The organism is Billgrantia pellis, assembly GCF_008297955.1.
Taxonomy (GTDB): Bacteria; Pseudomonadota; Gammaproteobacteria; order Pseudomonadales; family Halomonadaceae; genus Halomonas; species Halomonas pellis.
Window position 1 is genome coordinate 133,437 of record NZ_VTPY01000001.1, and the last position, 21,056, is coordinate 154,492.

General features: G+C 65.9%; 16 protein-coding genes. 11 read left to right on the forward strand and 5 right to left on the reverse strand.

Translation table 11 applies throughout. The features are described from left to right. Positions 1–142: 142 nt before the first annotated feature. On the forward strand, positions 143–715 hold the full coding sequence (locus F0A17_RS00665; RefSeq protein ID WP_149326423.1) for a glycine zipper 2TM domain-containing protein: 573 nt from the start codon (positions 143–145) through the stop codon (positions 713–715). A gap of 10 nt (positions 716–725) precedes the next feature. Here F0A17_RS00665 and F0A17_RS00670 read toward each other — a convergent pair whose 3' ends face one another. Continuing rightward, positions 726–2,102, reverse strand: a complete 1,377-nt coding sequence (locus tag F0A17_RS00670) for a glutamine synthetase family protein (RefSeq protein WP_149326424.1) — start codon at positions 2,100–2,102, stop codon at positions 726–728. A gap of 368 nt (positions 2,103–2,470) precedes the next feature. Between F0A17_RS00670 and F0A17_RS00675 the strand changes: the two genes are divergently transcribed. The 3 genes from F0A17_RS00675 (at position 2,471) to F0A17_RS00685 (ending at position 6,832) form a co-directional block, all read left to right on the forward strand. After that, positions 2,471–3,865 (forward strand): aspartate aminotransferase family protein, encoded by a 1,395-nt coding sequence (locus F0A17_RS00675; protein WP_149326425.1) that lies wholly within the window; start codon positions 2,471–2,473, stop codon positions 3,863–3,865. Positions 3,866–3,906: 41 nt separating this feature from the next. Beyond that, on the forward strand, positions 3,907–5,367 hold the full coding sequence (locus F0A17_RS00680) for an aldehyde dehydrogenase (protein ID WP_149326943.1): 1,461 nt from the start codon (positions 3,907–3,909) through the stop codon (positions 5,365–5,367). Positions 5,368–5,431: 64 nt separating this feature from the next. Beyond that, a complete protein-coding gene (locus F0A17_RS00685; RefSeq protein WP_149326426.1) occupies positions 5,432–6,832 on the forward strand; it encodes a DNA recombination protein RmuC in 1,401 nt (466 codons plus the stop codon). Positions 6,833–6,924: 92 nt separating this feature from the next. Here F0A17_RS00685 and F0A17_RS00690 read toward each other — a convergent pair whose 3' ends face one another. The 4 genes from F0A17_RS00690 to gatC all read right to left on the reverse strand — a co-directional run bounded on the left by F0A17_RS00690 (position 6,925) and on the right by gatC (position 10,810). Then, the gene (locus F0A17_RS00690; RefSeq protein ID WP_149326427.1) at positions 6,925–7,476 is read right to left on the reverse strand and encodes a cupin domain-containing protein; all 552 of its coding nucleotides are present in this window, start codon (positions 7,474–7,476) and stop codon (positions 6,925–6,927) included. Between the two features lie 57 nt (positions 7,477–7,533). Continuing rightward, positions 7,534–8,988 carry an Asp-tRNA(Asn)/Glu-tRNA(Gln) amidotransferase subunit GatB gene (gene gatB / locus F0A17_RS00695; protein ID WP_149326428.1) on the reverse strand — a complete coding sequence of 485 codons (1,455 nt, stop codon included), beginning with the start codon at positions 8,986–8,988 and terminating at the stop codon, positions 7,534–7,536. Continuing rightward, positions 8,988–10,448, reverse strand: coding sequence for an Asp-tRNA(Asn)/Glu-tRNA(Gln) amidotransferase subunit GatA (gatA, locus tag F0A17_RS00700; protein WP_149326429.1), 1,461 nt, complete (start codon positions 10,446–10,448; stop codon positions 8,988–8,990). The genes gatB and gatA overlap by 1 nt, the downstream gene beginning before the upstream one ends. A 74-nt stretch (positions 10,449–10,522) precedes the next feature. Next, on the reverse strand, positions 10,523–10,810 hold the full coding sequence (gene gatC, locus F0A17_RS00705) for an Asp-tRNA(Asn)/Glu-tRNA(Gln) amidotransferase subunit GatC (protein WP_149326430.1): 288 nt from the start codon (positions 10,808–10,810) through the stop codon (positions 10,523–10,525). A 178-nt stretch (positions 10,811–10,988) separates the two neighbouring features. Here gatC and F0A17_RS00710 point away from each other — a divergent pair, with 178 nt between their 5' ends. The 7 genes from F0A17_RS00710 to tldD all read left to right on the forward strand — a co-directional run bounded on the left by F0A17_RS00710 (position 10,989) and on the right by tldD (position 21,052). After that, a complete protein-coding gene (locus F0A17_RS00710; RefSeq protein WP_104201758.1) occupies positions 10,989–12,026 on the forward strand; it encodes a rod shape-determining protein in 1,038 nt (345 codons plus the stop codon). Between the two features lie 200 nt (positions 12,027–12,226). After that, positions 12,227–13,114: a rod shape-determining protein MreC gene (gene mreC / locus F0A17_RS00715; protein ID WP_267285425.1), complete on the forward strand. Its 888-nt coding sequence runs from the start codon at positions 12,227–12,229 to the stop codon at positions 13,112–13,114. Beyond that, positions 13,114–13,605 (forward strand): rod shape-determining protein MreD, encoded by a 492-nt coding sequence (mreD, locus tag F0A17_RS00720; protein ID WP_149326431.1) that lies wholly within the window; start codon positions 13,114–13,116, stop codon positions 13,603–13,605. The genes mreC and mreD overlap by 1 nt, the downstream gene beginning before the upstream one ends. Before the next feature lie 4 nt (positions 13,606–13,609). Beyond that, the gene (locus F0A17_RS00725; protein WP_187774579.1) at positions 13,610–14,242 is read left to right on the forward strand and encodes a Maf family protein; all 633 of its coding nucleotides are present in this window, start codon (positions 13,610–13,612) and stop codon (positions 14,240–14,242) included. Between the two features lie 51 nt (positions 14,243–14,293). Further along, positions 14,294–15,757: a ribonuclease G gene (gene rng, locus F0A17_RS00730; protein WP_149326432.1), complete on the forward strand. Its 1,464-nt coding sequence runs from the start codon at positions 14,294–14,296 to the stop codon at positions 15,755–15,757. A gap of 7 nt (positions 15,758–15,764) precedes the next feature. Then, the gene (locus F0A17_RS00735) at positions 15,765–19,601 is read left to right on the forward strand and encodes a YhdP family phospholipid transporter (protein ID WP_149326433.1); all 3,837 of its coding nucleotides are present in this window, start codon (positions 15,765–15,767) and stop codon (positions 19,599–19,601) included. Continuing rightward, a complete protein-coding gene (gene tldD / locus F0A17_RS00740) occupies positions 19,598–21,052 on the forward strand; it encodes a metalloprotease TldD (protein ID WP_149326434.1) in 1,455 nt (484 codons plus the stop codon). Before F0A17_RS00735 ends, tldD begins: the two co-directional genes overlap by 4 nt. The last annotated feature ends 4 nt before the right edge of the window (positions 21,053–21,056 follow it).

The window sequence follows — 21,056 nt, forward strand, 5'->3', positions numbered from 1 at the left end:
GCGATTACCGTGGCGATGACGCGTCGTATAATCGGACAGGCGGCGCGGGATCGCCGCTTCTCATCCCCCTTTGTTTGCCCATCGTCCGAGCCGAGCCCTTGATAGTGCCCGGGGCAATTGCGTTCCCGACAGGAGGTGAGCAATGGACAAGTCGATCGTCATTGGAACGACGCTGAGCGTACTGGGTCTGGGTGGCCTGGCCTTTGGGGCCTGGCAGGCGCAGCAGGTTCCCGAGGAGAGCGGGCCCCAGTTCGCCGAGATCGTCGCGGTACAGCCGGTGACGCAAAGCGTCGAGACTCCCCGCGAGGTGTGCGAGGACGTCATCGTACAGCATCAGGCACCGGCGCCCAGCCGCGATCCGCATCGCATTGCCGGTACGGCGGCGGGTGCCGTGGTGGGCGGCCTGCTGGGCAACCAGGTCGGTGGCGGCAGCGGCAAGACCCTGGCCACCGTGGCGGGGGTGATTGGCGGTGGGTTCGCCGGACGCGAAGTCCAGGAGCGGATCGAAGCCAACCAGACCCGGACCTATTCCACTACGCAGCGCCAGTGCCACACGGTAATGGACGCCTCGGAACAGACCGTCGGCTACGACGTAACCTGGCGTCATGGCGAGACGACCCAGGTGGCGCGCCTCGAGAACCGTCCGCAGGGCAACCGGGTGCTGCTCGAGGAGGGCCAGCCGCGCTGGGACCTGCCGCTGGCGAGCGCCGATTGAGCCGGAATGCCTAGACGTGCCGCAGGTACCAGGCGTACTCCAGGTGGCTGACCGCCTGCAAGGCCTGGACGCGTTCGGCGCGGCGATTGGCGACGAAGACGCGCACGAAGTCGTGTCCCAGCGCCTCGCCTAGCGGGGCGCTGGCGGCGAGCAGGTCGAGGGCCTGCTGCCAGCTGTTGGTCAGGCTCGGTTCGACCTGATCGTAGGCATTGCCGACGATCGGTTCGGGCGGCGTCAACCGGCGTGCCAGGCCATGCTCGACGCCGGCCAATAGGGCAGCGAGCAAGAGATAGGGATTGACATCGGCACCGGCGACACGATGTTCGATGCGTCGCGCTTCGTTGGCACCCGAAGGGATGCGCAGGGCCACCGAACGGTTGTCGTAACCCCAGGTCGGCGCCATGGGCACGTAGAGCCCCGGCTGGAAACGGCGATAGGAGTTGAGGTTGGGGGCAAAAATCGCCATCGCGTCGGGCATCAGTGCTATCAATCCGGCCACGGCCTGATGCAGCCGAGGTGTGCCGAGCGGATCGTTGTCCTCGGCGGCAAAGGCGTTCCGGCCGTCAGCCTCGAGCAAACTGAGGTGCACATGGGTGCCATTGCCGGCTTCCAGGCCGTAGGGCTTGGCCATGAAGGTCGCCTCGAAGCCGTGATTCAGTGCCACCCCCTTGATCAGCCGTTTCAGCTGTACGGCGCTGTCGCATGCACGCAGCACATCGTCGCAGTGGGTGAGGGTGATTTCGAACTGCCCCGGGGCGCATTCCTTGAGCGTCGTATCCAGGGGGAGGCCCTGGCAGTCGGCGGCATCCCGGATATCGTCGAGAAGATCCGCATACTCGTCGAGCTCGCTGATCGAGTAGAGCTGGCTGCGCGCGGCGCGATCGCCACTGCGGGGGGAGCAGGGCGGCTGGATCGTCCCATCGGGCGTGCGCTCGCGATCCACGAGATAGAATTCCATTTCCAGCGCGACGACCGGCGTCAAGCCGCGGCGTCGTAAGCGTTCGGCCGCTTGTGACAGCACCTGACGGGGATCGGCGAAAAAAGGGGTGTTGTCGGGCTCGAACATGGTCATCAACAGTTGGGCCTGGCGGCCACGGCGCAGCCATGGAGTCGGTAACAGCGTGTCTGAGATGGGACGGCAGACCCGGTCGCCGTCGCCGCTGGCCAGGCCCAGGCCGGTGGCCTCGATGGTGTTGCCGTTGATATCCAGGGCGAATACCGAGGCCGGCAGGTTCACGCCGTGCCGGCAGACTTTCTCCAGAGAGTCGCGGGGAATGCGCTTACCCCGCATCACGCCGTTGAGATCGCTGATCAACAGATCGATGCTGTCGATATCGGGATGGCGCGCGAGAAACTCCTGCGCCTGGTCGGCAGTGAGCGACGGCATGGCGGCACCTTGTCCGTTAGCGATGGGTTGCGCTGAGGTTCATCTTTCAGCGACATGTCTCGTGTTGTCAAATTTTTTACGGAGGGCTTCCGGCTCAACGAGCCGAAAGCCTCGTTACAAGAGGTTGGCGAGGCTATTTCTTGGAGCCATGGTCCCGAGCGGCATTCTTGACCTATCATCGTGGAAAGTTTAATCAACACGATGCGGTGCTGTCGTGCCGACTCAGGAGGCTGCCATGCCGTGCCGACCTCGGGTCGTTCGCTTCGATGGCCTGCTGCTGACCGGCCGCTATTCCAACGTCGGGCCCTCCCGCTATGGAGCCGGGCGCGCCGTCGCAGAGCCGCGTTACATCCGAGCGGGAGAACTTCATGAAGACCGAGATCTACCGGCAACTGGATCGTGAGCACCATCTTCATCCCTTCACCGATTACAAGGCACTGGCGGAGGAGGGGAGCCGGATCGTCACCCGCGCCGAGGGCGTCTACATACACGACAGCGAGGGCCATCGCATCCTTGACGGCATGGCCGGGCTGTGGTGCGTGAACCTGGGCTACGGCCGCGAGGAACTGGTCGAGGCGGCCAGCGAGCAGATGCGCCAATTGCCGTACTACAACAGCTTTTTCAAGAGCACTCACCCGCCTGCCGTGAAGCTGGCCGAGACCCTGTGCCGGTTGGCTCCGGCGCACATGAATCATGTCTTTTTTACCGGTTCGGGCTCCGAGGCCAACGACACCGTGCTGCGCATGGTGCGTCGCTTCTGGGCGCTGGAAGGCAAACCCGACAAGCAGTGGATCATTTCCCGAGAAAATGCCTACCACGGCTCCACCGTGGCCGGCATGAGTCTCGGCGGCATGGCACCCATGCACGCCCAGGGCGGTCCCACGGTGCCGAAAATCGCTCACGTGCGACAGCCCTATTGGTTCGGTGAAGGGCGAGACAGCGAGCCGGAGGCCTTCGGTCGTGAATGCGCCGCCGCGCTCGAGGCGCGAATCCATGAGCTCGGCGAGGAGAATGTCGCCGCCTTTATCGCCGAGCCGGTGCAAGGTGCGGGCGGGGCGGTCATTCCACCGGCGAGCTACTGGCCGGCCGTCAGGGATGTGCTGGCGCGCTACGACATCCTGCTGGTAGTGGACGAAGTGATCTGCGGCTTCGGCCGCCTGGGCGAATGGTTCGGCAGCCAGCACTACGGCCTCGAACCCGACCTGATGCCCGTCGCCAAGGGACTCTCGTCCGGCTACCTGCCGATCGGCGGCGTGCTGGTCGGGGATCGTGTGGCCGATACTCTGATCGAGCGCGGCGGCGAATTCTTCCACGGCTTCACCTACTCGGGGCATCCGGCCTGCGCCGCGGTGGCGCTCAAGAACCTCGAGCTGATGCAGGCCGAGGCCATCGTCGAGCGCGTACGCGATGACATCGGACCCTACCTGGCCAAGCGCTGGGCCACGCTCGGCGAGCATCCCCTGGTGGGCGAGGCGCGCTCGCTGGGAATGGTCGGCGCGCTGGAGCTGGTCGCCGACAAGGCCGCCGCCCGGCGCTTCCCCAAGTCGCTGGGCGTCGGCAACCTGTGCCGTGACATCTGTTTCGACCTCGGGCTGGTGATGCGCTCGGTGGGTGATACGATGATGATCTCGCCGCCGCTCGTGATCACTCGCGACGAGGTCGACGAGCTGGTGCGCCTGGCCGGCGAGGCGCTGGACGAGACCGCCCGGCGGCTGGCCGGGCGGGAGAGCGTCGAACCCATCTCAGAGGAGACCCGATCGTGAGCCATTCGCAATTCCCGCGTACCCGGGCCGACTGGCAGACCATGGCTGCCGGGCTCGCCTTCGAGTCGCGTGCCTTCATCGACGACGCCTTCGTCGACGCCGCCAGCGGTGATACTTTCGAATCGCGCAACCCGGCCACCGGCGAGATCCTGGCGCAGGTGGCGAGCTGCGACGAGCCTGATGCCGAGCGCGCCGTGGCGGTGGCGCGTGAGGCCTTTGCCGGCGGCGAGTGGTCGCGTCTCGCGCCGGGCAAGCGCAAGCGGATTCTGCTGCGCCTGGCCGATCTGATGGAGGCCCACAAGCACGAATTGGCACTGATCGACACCCTCGACATGGGCAAGCCGATATCCAGTTCGCTCGGCGATATGGCCGGCGCCATCGGCTGCATCCGCTACCAGGCCGAGTGCATCGACAAGCTTTACGGCGAGGTGGCGCCCACTGGCGAGGAGTCCCTGGCACTGGTCCTGCGCGAGCCGCTCGGCGTGGTGGCGGCCATCGTGCCGTGGAACTTTCCGCTGATGATGACCGCCTGGAAGATCGCCCCGGCGCTGGCCGCCGGCAACAGCGTCATTCTGAAACCCTCCGAGAAGTCGCCGCTCTCCGCGCTGCGTCTGGCTGCCCTGGCTCGCGAGGCCGGTCTTCCCCGCGGCACCTTCCAGGTGCTGCCCGGCTTCGGCCATACCGCAGGCAAGGCGCTGGCGCTCTCCATGGAGGTCGATTGTCTGGCCTTTACCGGTTCCACCCAAGTGGGCAAGCAGCTGATGCAGTACGCCGGTCAGTCCAACCTCAAGCGCGTCTACCTTGAGTGCGGCGGCAAAAGTCCGAATATCGTCTTTGCCGACTGCAAGGATCTCGACCAGGTGGCGAGTCACGCCGCCGCGGCGATCTTCCACAACCAGGGCGAGGTGTGCATCGCCGGCTCCCGGCTGTTGGTGGAGAACGCGATCCGCGAGGAGTTTGTCGAGCGCGTCCTGAAGGCAGCGGAAGGCATGCAGCCCGGCGACCCACTCGATCCGGATAGCTTCATGGGTGCCATCGTCGACGAGACCCAGCATCGGCGCATACTCGACTACATCCGCCAGGGGGTGGAAGAGGGCGCCCGGCTGCGCAGCGGTGGTCAGCCCCTCGACGGCCCGGGGCTATTCATTCTGCCCACGGTGTTCGATGGGGTGACGCCGAGCATGACCATCGGTCGCGAGGAGATCTTCGGCCCGGTGCTCTCGGTGTTCGGCTTCGACACGGAGGAGGAGGCCATCTTCATGGCCAATGACACGCCCTACGGCCTGGCGGCGGGGCTGTGGAGCCAGGACATCGACCGCATCATGCGCGTGACGCGGCGGCTGCAGTCGGGGCAGGTATTTGTCAACAACTGGGCCGGGGGCGATCAGACCATGCCTTTCGGCGGCGTCAAGCAGTCGGGCAACGGGCGCGACAAGTCGCACCACAGCCTGGAGGAGTACTCCGAGCTGAAGAGCGTCTGGATGGCACTACAGACGGAATGACGTTGGGGGAAGGAGCGGGCGGCCATGACGGGTATACTGGCCCTACCGCTTGAGGAGAATGCCCTTGACCGATCTTTCGATGTTGCTGACCTCGCTTTCTTCCGGCTACGCCATGGCGCTTTCGGCGCTGCTGGCGTTCCTGCTCGCCCTCGGCCTGGCCGGCTGGCTCGCCGCCCGGCGCCAGCGCGCCGATGCGGCACGGCACGAGGCGGCCATGACCGGACTGCGTGAGCGGCTCGTCGAGCGTGAGCGACGCCTTGATGAGCTGCAGCGTACGCTCGGCGAGGTGCAGGTGAGCGAGGCGCGCCTGGCCACTACCCTGGAGCAGAAGCAGCAGCACTTCGAGGCGCAGGTGGCCTTGCTGCGGGACAGTCGCGACCAGTTGCGCCAGGAATTCGAAAATCTGGCCAACGAGATCCTCGAGCGCAAGGGCCGCGCCTTCTCCGAGCTTTCCCAGCAGCGCATCAGCGGTCTGCTGCAGCCGATCCAGGCCGAGATGAAGGGTTTTCGCGAGAAGGTCGAGACGATCCATCGTCACGACACCGAGCAGCGCGCCGGGCTACGTGCCGAGCTCAGGCACTTGCAGGCCCTCAATCGCGAGATCACCGATCAGGCCGAGCGCCTGACCCAGGCGCTGCAGGGCCAGAAGAAAGTCCAGGGCAACTGGGGCGAACTGATGCTCGAGAACGTGCTGGAGGGGTCCGGTCTGCGCGCCGGCAAGGATTATCAGCGCGAGGTGAGCTTCACCACGGCCGAGGGTCGGCGGCGGCCCGATGCGGTGGTCTACCTGCCCCAGGGACGGCACTTGGTGATCGACGCCAAGACCTCGCTGGCCGCCTACGTGCGATACGTCAACGCAGAAGACGAGCGGGAGCGTGAGCTTGCCCTGGCGGCCCATGCCGCGGCGGTGGGCGAGCGTATCAGCGAACTCGCTGACAAGCACTACTACGACCTGCCGGGGCTCAATTCGCCCGACGTGGTGATCATGTTCATTCCGGTGGAGTCGGCCTACGTCGAGGCGCTCAAGCACGACGAGACGCTCTACCAACGCGCCATCGAACACAACGTGCTGGTGGCGACACCCACCACGCTGTTGACCAGCCTCAACGTGGTGCGCCAGTTATGGCGCTTCGAGGACCAGAGCCGCCACAGCGCTGAGCTGGCCAGCCGCGCCGAGAAGTTCTACAACAAGCTGCGGCTATTTCTCGAGAGCATGCAGGATATCCAGGTTCGACTCGACGGGGCGCGCGACAGCTACGACCGCGCCATGGGGCAACTGGTCAATGGCCGTGGCAACTTGATCAAGCAGGCCGCCGAGTTCCAGGAATTGGGCGTGGCGGTGCGAAAGGAGTTGCCTGACGACTTGGTCGAGCGGGCGCGCCTGGAGCTCGATGACGAGCGGTCGCGTTCCTGGCCGCTATCAAAAGAGAAGGAAAGCGCCGAGGCTGACGCAGGCCGCCGATAGGCCGGTTGACAACGACTCGAAGCGGTTCGCTCGGGCAGGCTGAGCGGTGCGCTGGAAGGGTGCGGGAAGGAGGAGAGACGAGGCGGCGCTGGCTAGAAGGCGCGTGCCGGTGTGCAGCAGCTCACCAGTCGGCAGGGCTCGCTGCCGGGGTTGCGAAAGCGGTGGGGAACGTTGGTGTCGAAATAATAGGCTTCACCGGGGCCGAGCACGCGGGTTTCGGCGCCGATGGTGATCTCGATCTCGCCCTCGAGCACCACGCCGGCCTCCTCGCCCTGATGGGCGATCATCTCGCGGCCGGTGTCGGCCCCGGGCGGGTAGGTCTCGATCAGAAAGGCCAGCGCCCGGCTGGCGCGGTTGGCGCCGACGAGCTTGTAGACCACCTCGCCGCTACCCATGTCGACGAGTTCGTCGGCGGCGTAGAAGACCTGATGACGACTCTGCATGTCCAGCGTGAAGAAATCGCCGACGCTGATGGGGATGGCATCGAGGATCTTCTTCAGCGAACTGACCGAGGGGCTGACCTTGCCCTGTTCAATCAGCGACAGGCTGGAGTGAGTGACACCGCAACGCTTGGCCAGTTCGCGCTGGGAGATGCCGCGCAATGTGCGTAGGGCGCGTAGGCGCACCCCAACATCGTCCGACATGCCGGTCTCCTCGTCATCGAAGTGGCGCCGCCCGATTGCGGCGGCGCCTCGGCGCGCTCAGCAGAAGGCGTCCAGCTTCTGCTTGAGCAGTTGGTTGACCTGCTGTGGATTGGCAGTGCCGCGTGACGCCTTCATCACTTGGCCGACGAAGTAGCCGATCATCTTGCCGCGCTTTTCCGGCTCGGCATCGCGATACTGAGCCACCTGGGCCGGGCTGTCGGCGATTACCTGGTCGATCATCGCCTCGATGGCGCCGGTGTCGGTGACCTGCTTGAGCCCCTGGGCGTCGATGATGTCATCGGCCTTGGCGCCCTGACCGTTCCACAGGGCCTGAAAGACCTGCTTGGCAGCCTTGCCGTTGATCGTATCGTCGATGACGCGGGCAATCAGCTCGCCGAGCTGGCGCGCCGAGACGGGGCTGTCGACGATCGCCAGGCCTTCACGGTTGAGGGCGCCCGCAAGCTCTCCCTGTACCCAGTTGGCGGCCTGCTTGGCGTCGCCGCAGACATCCTTGACTTCCTCGAAGTAGTCGGCCATCTCGCGCGTGGCGGAGAGCACGCTGGCGTCGTAGGCGGAGAGCCCTAGCTCGCTCTCGAAGCGGGCGCGCTTGTCGGCGGGCAACTCCGGGAGGTTGTCGCGCAAATGGTCGATATAGGCCTGATCCAGCACCACCGGCAGCAAGTCGGGGCAGGGGAAGTAGCGGTAGTCGTTGGCTTCCTCCTTGGTGCGCATGCTGCGCGTCTCGTCGCGGTCGGGGTCGAACAGGCGGGTTTCCTGGATCACGACGCCGTCGTCCTCGAGCAGTTCTATCTGGCGCTCCACCTCATAGGCGATGGCGCGCTCGACGAAGCGGAAGGAGTTGACGTTCTTGATCTCGGCGCGAGTGCCGAAGGCTTTCTGGCCCTTGGGGCGTACCGAGACGTTGACGTCGCAGCGCATCGACCCCTCGGCCATGTTGCCGTCGGAAATGCCCAGGTAGGTGACGATGGAGTGGATCGCCTTGAGGTAGGCGGCGGCCTCCTTGGCGCTGCGCATATCGGGCTCGGAGACGATTTCCAGCAGCGGTGTTCCGGCGCGGTTGAGGTCGACCCCGGTCATGCCGTGGTAATCCTCGTGCAGCGACTTGCCGGCATCCTCCTCGAGGTGGGCGTGGTGCACGCGGATCGGCTTGGTGGTGCCATCCTCGAGGGTGATCTCGACCACGCCGGCGCCGACGATGGGCTGGTACATCTGGCTGGTCTGGTAGCCTTTGGGCAGGTCGGGGTAGAAATAGTTCTTGCGGTCGAACACCGAGACTTCGGGAATCTCGGCGTGGATCGCCAGGCCGAACTTCACTGCCATGGCGACCGCGGCTTCATTGAGCACCGGTAGCACACCGGGCAGCCCCAGGTCGACGGCACAGGCCTGAGTGTTGGGCTCGGCGCCGAAGGCAGTGGAGGCGCCGGAAAAGATCTTCGAGCGGGTGGCGAGCTGGACGTGCACCTCCAGCCCGATCACGGTTTCCCATTGCATCAGGCGTTCTCCTCGGCGAAGGCGGGACGTTGACGGTGCCAGTCGGTGGCCTGCTGGAACTGATGAGCGACGTTGAGCAGCCGTGCTTCGGTGAAATGGCTGCCCAGTATCTGCAGGCCGACGGGGCGACGACCGGCGAAGCCGGCCGGCACGCTCATGCCGGGGATGCCGGCCAGGTTGACGGCAATGGTGTAGATGTCCTGCAGGTACATCGACACCGGATCCTTGTTGGCGCCGAGATCGAAGGCAGGGGTGGGCGAAGCGGGGCCCATCAGCACGTCGACCTCCTCGAAGGCGTCGAGGAAATCCTGGCGGATCAGGCGACGCACCTGCTGGGCCTTCTTGTAGTAGGCGTCGAAGAAGCCTTCAGAGAGCGTGTGAGTACCGATCAGGATGCGACGCTTGACCTCGTCGCCGAAACCCTCGGCACGGCTGCGCTTGTACAGGTCGATCAGGTCGACGGGGGCGTCGCAGCGGTGGCCGAAGCGCACGCCATCGAAGCGCGACAGGTTCGACGAAGCTTCCGCCGGGGCGATGACGTAGTAGGCGGGGATTGCGTAATGGGTGTGCGGCAGGCTCACCTCGCGCACGCTGGCTCCGAGCGATTCGAAGACCTTGATGGCGTCGCGCACCGCCGTTTCGACCTGCGGGTCCAGGCCATCGCCGAAGTATTCTCGGGGCAGACCGATCTTCAGCCCGGCGAGGGGCGTGTCGAGCTCCTCGGTGTAGTCGGGCACGCCGCGCGCCACGCAGGTAGAGTCGCGCAGATCGTGGCCGGCCATGGCAGACAGCAGCAGCGCGCAATCCTCGGCGGTGCGGGCCATGGGCCCGGCCTGGTCGAGGCTCGAGGCGTAGGCGATCATGCCGTAGCGCGACACCCGTCCGTAGGTGGGCTTGAGTCCGGTGATGCCGCAGAAGGCGGCGGGCTGACGGATCGAGCCGCCGGTGTCGGTGCCGATGGCGGCCGGTACCAGGCCGGCGGCGACCGCCGCGGCACTACCTCCCGACGAGCCGCCGGGTACCGCGGCGAGGTCCCAGGGGTTCTTCACCGGGCCGTAGTGACTGTTCTCGTTGGAGGAGCCCATGGCGAACTCGTCCATGTTGGTCTTGCCCAGGCTCACGGTGCCGGCCGTGGCGAGCTTCTCGACCACGGTGGCGTCGTAGGGCGAGACGAAGTTGTCGAGCATTCGCGAGCCGGCGGTGGTCCTGACGTCGCGGGTACAGAAGATGTCCTTGAGCGCCAGCGGCAATCCGGTCAGCGGGCCGGCCTTGCCCGCGGCGCGGGTCTTGTCGGCGGCATCGGCGGTGGCGAGGGCCTGATCGAAGGTGACGGTGATGAAACTGTTCAGCTCACCGTCGAGACGGTCGATGCGGCCCAGCAGGTGTTGGGTCAGCTCGTGGCTGGAGAACTCGCCGGCGTCGAGCGAGCGGGCCAGTTCGGCCAGTGTCTTGTCATGCATGCGGCATGGCTCCATGAAGGCGTGCCGTTGAAAGCGTTAGGGAACGAAGGAGCGTTGGCGAGCGCGTTCGAGGCTCACTCGACGACGCGGGGCACCAGGTAGAGCCCATTCTCAACGGCCGGAGCGCAACGCTGAAAACGCTCGCGCTGGTCGCCTTCCGTGACCTCGTCGGCACGCAGGCGCTGCGTGACGTCGAGCGGATGGGCCAGCGGCGCGACACCCTCGGTGTCGAGGGCCTGGAGCATGTCGACCATTTCGAGAATACGGCCGAGGTCGTCCACGTAGCGAGTGGCGTCCTCGTCGTTCAGGCCAAGCCGGGCCAGGTGGGCGGCCCGCTGCACGTCTGCGTGTTCAAGCGCCATGAGCTGTGTGTCCTCGCACGGATTGAGTGTTATGAACAGCTGGAAAAGGTACCATATTCGAGGCCTGTCGGGCACGCTTCTCGCGCCTGGGACGGTGCCATCTCGCTTGCTGCATGGAGGCGGCGATGATACCGTTTGCCTCCGCACTGGTCCCGGTCTGCACTAGGTAACGACGTCCATGTTCAAACGCTTGAGGGGGCTGTTCTCCAGCGATCTTTCCATCGATCTGGGTACGGCCAATACGCTAATCTACGTCCGCGGTCGCGGTATCGTGCTCGATGAGCCTTCGGTAGTGGCCATTCGCCAGTCCGGCAACATGCGCAGCGTGGCCGCGGTGGGGGCGGACGCCAAGCGCATGCTGGGCCGTACGCCGGGCAACATCACCGCCATCCGTCCGATGAAGGACGGGGTGATCGCCGACTTCACCGTCACCGAGCAGATGCTCCAGCACTTCATCCGCAAGGTACACCAGAGCACCTTCCTCACGCCGAGCCCACGTGTGCTGGTCTGCGTGCCTTGCATGTCGACACAGGTCGAGCGTCGCGCGATCAAGGAATCCGCCGAGGGGGCGGGCGCTCGCGAGGTGTTCCTGATCGAGGAGCCCATGGCCGCCGCCATCGGTGCCGGGTTGCCGGTCGATGATGCGCAGGGTTCGATGGTAGTGGATATCGGCGGTGGCACCACCGAGATCGCTATCATCTCGCTCAACGGCGTGGTCTATTCCGAATCGATCCGCGTCGGCGGCGATCGCTTCGACGAGGCCATCTCCGCCTATGTGCGGCGGCACTACGGCAGCCTGATCGGCGAGGCCACCGCGGAGCGCATCAAGGAGGAGATCGGCTGCGCCTACCCCGGCGGCGAGCTACGTGAGATCGACGTGCGTGGCCGCAACCTGGCCGAGGGCATCCCGCGCAGCTTCACTTTGAATTCGCACGAAATTCTCGATGCCCTGCAGGAAACGCTCTCCTCAATCGTCGCCGCGGTCAAGAGCGCCCTGGAGCAATCGCCTCCCGAACTCGCGTCGGATATCGCCGAGCGCGGCCTGGTGCTAACCGGCGGCGGCGCCCTGCTGCGCGATCTGGACAAGCTCATCGCCGAGGAAACCGGATTGCCGGTGATCGTGGCCGAGGATCCGCTGACCTGCGTGGCACGCGGCGGCGGCAAGGCCCTCGAGATGATCGATCGGCACACCTTCGAGCTGCTCTCGAGCGACTGACGTAGGCGCAAGGCCGGCATTGGTACGGCTTGGGACCCCCCGGCCGGTGAGGTTTCAAGCCGCCGCTTGACGCCGCAAGACCGAGCATCGGTGTCTGCAGAACGGGTCTGTGAGAATCGACGAATAAATTAAGCGCCGCCGGTCGGTTGGCGCCTGGTGCGGGGGGAACGTTTATCAAACCGCTGTTCTCGCACGCTTCCGTGCCTGGCTACCGCATGCTGCTGTGTGCGGTAGTCGCGGCTGCGCTGATGTTCGTCGATCATCGGTTCACTCGCATGGAGGAGGTGCGTGGCCATCTCACTACCCTGGTCGCTCCCATCCAATGGTTGGTCGCCGTGCCCAGCGATGTGCTTGCCTGGGGCTCGCTGGCGCTTTCCGAACAGCGCGCTCTGGTGGAGGAGAACCGCCGCCTGCGCGAGCAGATTCTGCACTTGTCGCACCGTGTCCAGCATATGTCGAGCCTGACCGCCGAGAACGTGCGCCTGCGCGAGCTCCTTGGCGCCGCCGCACGCCTGGATGCGCCCTATATCACCGCCGAACTGCTGTCGCTGGATGCCGACCCCTTCACTCATCAGATGGTGATCGACCGCGGTCGCCGCGACGGCGCCTTCGTTGGACAGCCGGTCATGGATGCCTCAGGTCTGGTGGGGCAGGTGACGGCGGTTTCCGCTTATTCCAGCCGGGTGTTGATGGTAGCCGACGTCAGCCACGCGCTACCGGTTCAGATCAACCGCAACGGGCTGCGCTTCGTGCTGCAGGGTAGCGGCCAGTACGATGCCCTACGTGTGCTGCACGTGCCGGATACGGCCGACATCCGTGAGGGCGACCTGCTGGTCACCTCGGGCCTGGCCGGCCGTTTTCCGCCGGGCTACCCGGTGGCACGCGTCACGGAGGTGGTCCACGATCCGGGACAGCCGTTCGCACGGGTCACGGCTGCCCCCGTCGCCCGCTTGCAGCGGTCGCGACACTTCCTGCTGATCTTCCCCCCCGAGCCGGCGCCGGTACCCGACGATGCGCTGTGGGATCGTGAGCCGGTCGACGACATGGGCGACATCGAATCGCCCCCGGCGGCACAGGGGGAAGGGTAATGGCCACCGGGTATCGCACCTCGCTACTGTGGATCTGGCTTACGCTGTTGCTGGCGCTAAGCCTTCAGGTCATGCCCCTGGCCGAGGGCTGGCAAATATGGCGTCCCGACTGGCTGGGCCTGATGCTTCTCTATTGGTGCATGTCGGCACCCGACCGGGTGGGCGTTCTTCACGGCTTCGTGTTGGGACTGTTGCTCGACCTGATCGAGGCGGCGCCGCTGGGTCAGAACGCCTTGCTGCTATCGCTGCTCGCCTTTCTCTCGGCGCTGATCTACCCGCGCTTTCGTGCCTACTCGCTGTTGCAGCAGGCCCTGTTGGTACTGGTACTGCTGGGCCTGGTGCAACTGGTCGAGCAGTGGCTGCGCACTCTATTCGGCTCCTTCTCGATGCATCTGGCCTTCCTGCTGCCCTCGCTGATCGGGGCCATACTCTGGCCGTGGTGGACCACCATGTTTCAGGCCTTCGAACGTCGCCTGTCGGGTGGGGAGTGAGGGCATGGCGATGGCAACCCGAACGCCTCCGGACGCTCGCTCTGCCGATGCTTCGATGCTGTGCCTGGCGTCGGCCTCTCCACGGCGGCGTGAACTGCTGGCCTCGATCGGTGTCAGGGTCGAGGTGAAGCCGGTCGCTATCGACGAGACGCCGCGCCCCGGCGAGATCGCCGAAGCCTATGTGCTACGGTTGGCGCGCGAGAAGGCAATGGCCGGAGCGCAGCTTTCGCCGTTGCCCACGCTGGGGTCCGATACTGCCGTCGTGTGCGACGGCCAAATCCTCGGCAAGCCGGGTGGAGCGGACGAGGCGGCGGCGATGCTGCGGCGATTGTCGGGACGGGACCACCAGGTACTGACCGCCGTCGCCGTGACGGGGCCGGTAGGCCTACTGGATGTCTGCGTGGCGACAAGGGTGCGGATGCGCGACATTGACGAGCACGAGATTGCAGCCTACTGGGCCACCGGCGAACCGGCCGACAAGGCAGGTGGCTATGCCATACAAGGGCTGGCGGCGGTGTTTGTCGAGCGCATCGAGGGCAGCCACTCCGCGGTCGTCGGGCTGCCGCTGTTCGAGACCGCGCGTCTGCTGGCGCGACAGCGTGTGCCGCTGTGGTGCGTACAAGGGAATGCCGTCTAGCCGACTCCCTATGTCATAATGCGGCGAAGACGAATTGGACAAGGATTCCGCATGAGCGGCGAAGTACTCATCAACCTGACGCCGATGGAAACCCGCGTTGCCGTGGTGGAGAACGGCGTACTGCAGGAGGCGCTGATCGAGCGCACGCGGCGGCGCGGCATCGTCGGCAATATCTATAAGGGTCGCGTGGTGAGGGTGCTTCCCGGCATGCAGGCCGCCTTCGTCGACATCGGCCTCGACCGGGCGGCTTTCATTCACGCCCACGAAGTGATGCCGCCGGGTACGCCGCCAGAGGAACAGGTCTCGATCGGCCAGTTGTTGCACGAGGGGCAGGCCCTGGTGGTACAGGTAACCAAGGACCCCATCGGCACCAAGGGGGCGCGCCTGACCACGCACCTGTCGGTGCCGTCACGCTATCTGGTCTATATGCCCGATTCTCCCCACAACGGTGTCTCCCAGCGCATCGAGGACGAGCGTGAACGCGAGCGTTTGCGCGAGCTGCTCGAAGTCTGCCAGAGCGAGCAGGAGATCGAGGTCACCGGTGGCTTCATCGTGCGCACGGCGGCCGAGAGCGTGGGTAGGGACGAACTCTACGCCGATATGCACTTCCTGCTGCGGCTGTGGCGCAAGGTCAGCGAGCGCAAGCTGACCGCCCCCGCGCCCAGTGTGATATACGACGACTTGCCGTTGTTCATCCGCACCCTGCGGGACCTGATGCGCGACGAGATCGAAAAGGTGCGTATCGACTCGCGGGAGAACTACGTCAAGCTGGTCGAGTTCGCCGAAGAATTCATGCCGGACTCCAGCGCCCGCATCGAGTACTACCCGGGTGAACGGCCCATCTTCGATCTCTACAGCGTCGAGGATGAGATCCAGAAGGCGCTGGGTCGCAAGGTGCAGCTCAAGTCCGGTGGCTACCTGGTGATCGATCCCACCGAGGCGATGACGACCATCGACGTCAACACCGGCGGCTACGTGGGGCATCGCAATCTCGAGGAAACCATATTCAAGACCAACCTCGAGGCGGCCAACGCCATCGCCCGCCAGCTGCGTCTGCGCAACCTGGGCGGCATCATCATCATCGATTTCATCGACATGGAAGATCCCGAGCATCAGCGCCAGGTGCTGCGAGTGCTCGAAAAGGCGCTGGAGCGTGACCATGCCAAGACCAAGTGCACCGGGGTCACCGAGTTGGGACTGGTGCAGTTGACGCGCAAGCGCACACGCGAGAGCCTGGAGCAGACCTTATGCGAGGCATGTCCCACCTGTAGCGGGCGGGGCACCCTGAAAACCGCCGAGACGGTCTGCTACGAAATCTTCCGCGAGATCCTGCGCGAGGAACGCGCCTACAACGCGGAAACCTATATGGTACTGGCCTCTCAGCCGGTGGTGGATCGGTTGCTCGACGAGGAATCGGCCGCGGTGGCCGATCTGGAAAGCTTCATTGGCAAGACCATCCGCTTCCAGGTCGAGGGGCACTATTCCCAGGAGCAGTACGATATCGTACTGATGTGAGCGGCCGATGTATCCGCTTCGCCTGGTCGCTCGCTGGACGCTTACCCTGCTGGCCGTCGTGCTGGCGCTGGTGGCCGTGCTCACGCTGTTGCTGCGCTTTGCCCTGACGCAAATCGACGAACTGGCGCCGCGCGTGGAGCGGCTGCTGGAAGCGCGCTCGGGCGCGTCGGTGCGCCTGGCGCAGCTAGAAGCCCGCATGGTCGGGCTGGATCCGACACTGGAGAGCGGCGGCCTCACCGTCACCACCCGCGAGGACGACACCGGCCTGCCACTGCTCGAGGTCGGGCATGCCCGGATGCGACTCGACACCGCTGCCAGCCTGCGCGCGGGCATGCCGGTAATCGCGGATGCCCGCCTGAGCGGACTGACGCTGCACCTCTACCAGGATGAACAGGGCGACTGGCACTGGCCCGACCCCGCCGATCTTCCCGCGGCGCTGATAGAGGGCGAGTTCGACCTCAGCCAGATGGATGCCATGGTCGGGCAGCTCCTGCGCCAGCGGGCCTGGGTCGAGGACGTGAGGCTGGTGCTGCATGGCCGCACCCGCAGACTCGACATGACGGCGCCGCGCCTGCTGCTTACCGGCGACGACCGACATGCTCACCTGGAAGGCGAAGTGCACCTGATGGGGCAGGAGGAAGCGACGCTGCAGGCCGCACTGGAGGTCTTCCCCGGCCCTGGCGGGCTGCGCGATTTCAGTGCCGCGCTGCAGGCCGAGATGAAGCTCGATACCTTGATCGACCTGGTAGAGGTCTTCACTTACGGCGATCCTCTGCAGTTGGAGGATGCCAGCGGTGACGTGACGCTCTGGGGCCGCTGGCACCGAGGTGCCCTGGCCGATGCCCGCCTTGACGTCGACGTGCCGCGTCTCGCCCTACGGCGCGACGACGAACCCATCGTGCTGGAGCCCTTCCGTGCCCGTGGCCAGTGGCTGCGGGGCGACGAAGGCTGGGAGGCCTGGCTTCAGGGCGACGCCTCGGCGGCGAACTGGGCGGAGCCGCGAGAGCTGGAGGACGAGAAGAAGCCGGCGCTGCCTCACTTCTGGCATGTGCGAAGCGACGGCGAGGGCTGGTGGCTCAACACCAGCCAGTTCGAGCTGGCCTCGCTGGCCGCTTGGCGTGAGCGTGTGCTGTTGCCCGAGGGGTTGATTCGTACCATCGACGCCCTCGACCCCCGCGGACTGGTCACTGGCCTCGGCTTCGGCCGGCGTGACGGTCAGTGGATCGCTCAGGCTGCCGTGCACCGCGTCGAGGTCTCGCCGCTGGACGAAGTGCCGGGGGGCGGCCCGCTGGATGCCTGGGTCGAGGCGCGCGACTTCACTGGACGTGTCGAATTCATCGGCGTCGACGGTCCCGTGCTCAGGATTCCTCAGGTCTACGCGGAGCCCATGGCTCTGACACACGCAAGCGGTGAGGTGCGCTGGACCTACGAAGGGCCGCGTACCTTCGTCAGTGGTCGAGGGCTCAGGGCCGGCTGGCAGGGCGCTGAGGTCGAGGGCGGTTTCGGCCTGGCAATCGGCGGTGGCATGCGCGGCGGCCTGGGGCTCGATCTGCGTTTTCGCGACGTTGACGCGGTCGATCGACCACTGACCGACTGGCTACCCGTTGACGTGATGGGGGAGCAACTGGATGCCTGGCTGGCAGAGGGCGTGGCCGGCCGGGTGCCGGCCGGCGAACTCAAGCTGCACCTGCCACTGCAGCGCGATGGGCAATCCGTCCCGCCGCGCCTGAGGCTCGATCTCGCGATCGAAGAGGGGCGCCTGCCCTTCGATCCCGAGTGGCCGGCGCTCGAGGCGCTCGAAGGGCATCTCACGGCGGGCATCGATACGCTTGAAGCCGAGGTCCACCATGCCGAGAGTCTCGGGATCCGTGGGCGTAACGGGCGCGTGAGTCTCGCCGACGACATGCTGCGAATCAGCGGTGACCTGACCGCCGACGGCGAAGCGTTGCGCCGCTATCTGCGTGCGCTTCCCGTCGACGGTATGGAGCGGGTCGATGACTGGCGTGGCGAGGGAAATACTGCCGGCCGGCTTGAACTGGCCATGCGGTTGGGGGAAGGGGGCGAGGACGACTTCACGCTTGCACTGGACACGCAAGTGGCGCTGGAGCGGCTCGTCTACTTGCCGTTCGACGTGGCCTTCCGTGACCTCAATGGGCCGCTCACCTGGCAGCAGCGTAACGAGGAGGGCGGCCTGGCGGGCCGTCTCGAGGCGGGTCTGCTCGGTGGGCCGATCAGCGCTGACATCGATACCCTGGAGGGGCGCGTGGAGCTCGAAGGGGCAATGCAAGTCGCGCGCCTGCTCGAGGTCGGCGGTGTAGGCGGCCTCGGCACGCGTTTCTCCGGGCGGTTGCCCTGGCGTGGTCGGTTGACGCTGGGCGACTCTCGCAACACCTTTCGCTTTGACAGCAGCCTTCAAGGTGTCGCGATCGATCTGCCACCCCCGCTTGGCAAGACGGCCGGCGAGTCGCGTCCGCTGTGGCTGGAGGCCGATCTGGATCGGGAACGGGTGGAGGCGGAGCTCGGCGGAGAGGCCCGCTTGCGCTGGCGTGGGCTGCCCTATTCCGACCTGGGGCAAGGGCAGCTGTGGTTCGGGCGACTGCCCGACGCACCGATCTGGCCCGAGCGTGAAGGCTGGGAGGCGACGTTCTACCAGTCACGTCTGGACCTGCGCGAATGGGTCTCGGCGCTCACCCCCATGACCGGAAGCGGCGCAGAAACGCTCTCTGGTGCCGAGGCCGTGAATCGACTGCGGATCGAGGCCGCTTGCCTGGTAGGCCCCCGCGAAGGCTGTCTCGGCCCGATGACCTTCGAGGCGCGCCCGCGCGCCGACGCGGGGTGGCGGGTCGACCTCGAGGGGAGCTTGCTCGAAGGTCACTTCGATTACCGCCCGGCAGTCGACGCGGCGCTGGATATCGCGCTGGAACGACTGACCCTCGATGGCCTGCTACCGGCGCAGACGGGAGGAACGGGAGAGTTGCTAGAGGAGCTGGATGTGCCTCCCGACCCGACGCCGCTGCCGGCATGGATCGCCGAGTTGCCGAACGGGCGCCTGCGGATTGCCGACATTCGCTATCAGGGGCGCGACATGGGGCCGCTCACGACCCGTTGGGAGAGCGAGCCTGAACGACTCGTACTGGGGCCTCTGGGGCTGACGCTGGGGCGGGTATCGGCGACGGGTGAGCTGGTCTGGGAGTCCGCAGGTCCGGACGACAGCTTGACTCGGTCGCGGTTCAACCTGGACGGCAGCGACCTGGGATCCGCATTGGAGGTGCTCGGGCAGCCGGTTTCCATCCGCAGTGGCGAGGCTCGGGTGCGAAGCCAGCTGGCCTGGCCGGGGCCTCCCTGGCAGTTCGCTCTGGCCCGTTCGCGCGGCAGCCTCGATGTGGAGCTGCGCGACGGTCGCTTCGTTCAGTTGGAATCGCCCACGGCGCGGCTGGTCGGGCTGCTGAACGTGGATAACCTGCTACGCCGGCTGCGCATGGACTTTTCCGACGTTACCGGCCAGGGCACGGCCTTCGATCGCGTGAGCGGGGCTGCTACCCTTTATGAAGGCGTTCTCGAGACGAACGGGCCGGTACGCATCGACGGGCCGGCGACCACTTTCACTCTTGACGGCACAGTGGATCTTGCGCGCCGGGAACTCGACCAGCACCTGAGCGTCACAGTCCCGGTAAGCAGCAATTTGCCGTTGGCCGCCGTCATTGCTGGAGCACCGGTGGTGGGAGGAGCGCTCTTCATTGCCGATCGCCTGTTTGGTCGCGTTCTCGATCGAGCCACCCGAATTCACTATCGCGTGCGCGGTCCCTGGACCTCGCCCGAGATCAAATTGGAAACTGCCGAATGACGACACCATCACCTGCCCTTCTCGATACCGCCGCCGAGATTCTGTTGCGCCCCGGCGGGCTGGACATCGATGCGCTCGATGTCGGCCTGGGCCATGTTCTGACCCCGGGCATCGACTATGCCGATCTCTATTTCCAGCGCAGCTGGCACGAAAGCTGGGTCCTCGAGGACGGTGAGGTCAAGGAGGCCGGGTACAACATCGACGGCGGAGTCGGAGTGCGTGCGATGGCCGGGGAGAAGACCGGGTTCGCCTATTCCAATCAGATTACCGCCGATGCGCTGGCCGAGACGGGGCGTACGGCATCGGGCATCGTGCGCAGCGGCCGTCGCATGGCGGTCGCACCGCGTGTGGCGAGTCAGTCGGCGCCGCGCTATGCCGACATCGATCCGCTCGCCGGGCTCAAGGCCGAAGATAAGATCGCTCTGCTCAAGCAGGCCGATCGGATCGCGCGGGCCGCAGACCCCTCCGTGGTTCAGGTCAGTGCATCGCTCACGGGCGAATACGAGGTGATGCTGGTGCGAGCCAGCGACGGCACGCTGGCCGCGGACATACGTCCCTTGGTGCGGTTCAACGTCAGCGTGATTGCGGCGAAAGGCGGGCGGCGCGAGCGCGGCAGCGCCGGCGGCGGCGGTCGCTACGCCATGGCCCGCCTGCGCGACGAGAACGTGGCCGAGCGTTTCGCCAAGGAGGCGGTGCGCCAGGCGCTGGTCAACCTGGAAGCGGTGGATGCCCCGGCGGGCCAGCTACCCGTGGTGCTCGGTCCCGGCTGGCCCGGCATATTGCTTCACGAAGCGGTGGGGCATGGCCTGGAGGGCGATTTCAATCGCAAGGGCAGCTCCGCTTTCGCCGACCGTATGGGGCAACGCGTGGCGGCTCCCGGTGTGACGGTCGTCGACGATGCCACTCTGGCCGACCGACGCGGCTCGATGAGCGTGGACGACGAGGGTACGCCGGGCCAGTACACGCCGTTGATCGAGGACGGCATCCTCACCGGCTACATGCAGGACAAGCTCAATGCGCGGCTGATGGGCATGCAGCCCACCGGTAATGCCCGGCGAGAGTCCTTCGCTCATCTACCGATGCCGCGCATGACCAATACCTATATGCTTGCCGGCCAGGACGATCCCGCCGATATCATCGGAAGCGTTCGACGTGGCCTCTATGCGGTCAGCTTCGGCGGCGGCCAGGTCGATATCACCTCGGGCAAGTTCGTGTTCTCGGCCAGCGAAGCCTACCTGATCGAGGACGGCCGCATCACCGCTCCGGTCAAGGGTGCCACCTTGATCGGCAACGGACCGGAGGCGATGGGGCGGGTGTCGATGATCGGACATGACCTGGAGCTCGACACCGGTATCGGCGTGTGCGGCAAGGAGGGGCAGGGCGTGCCCGTGGGCGTAGGACAGCCGACGCTGAAGCTGGACGAGCTCACCGTCGGCGGAACGCAATCCTGAGGAT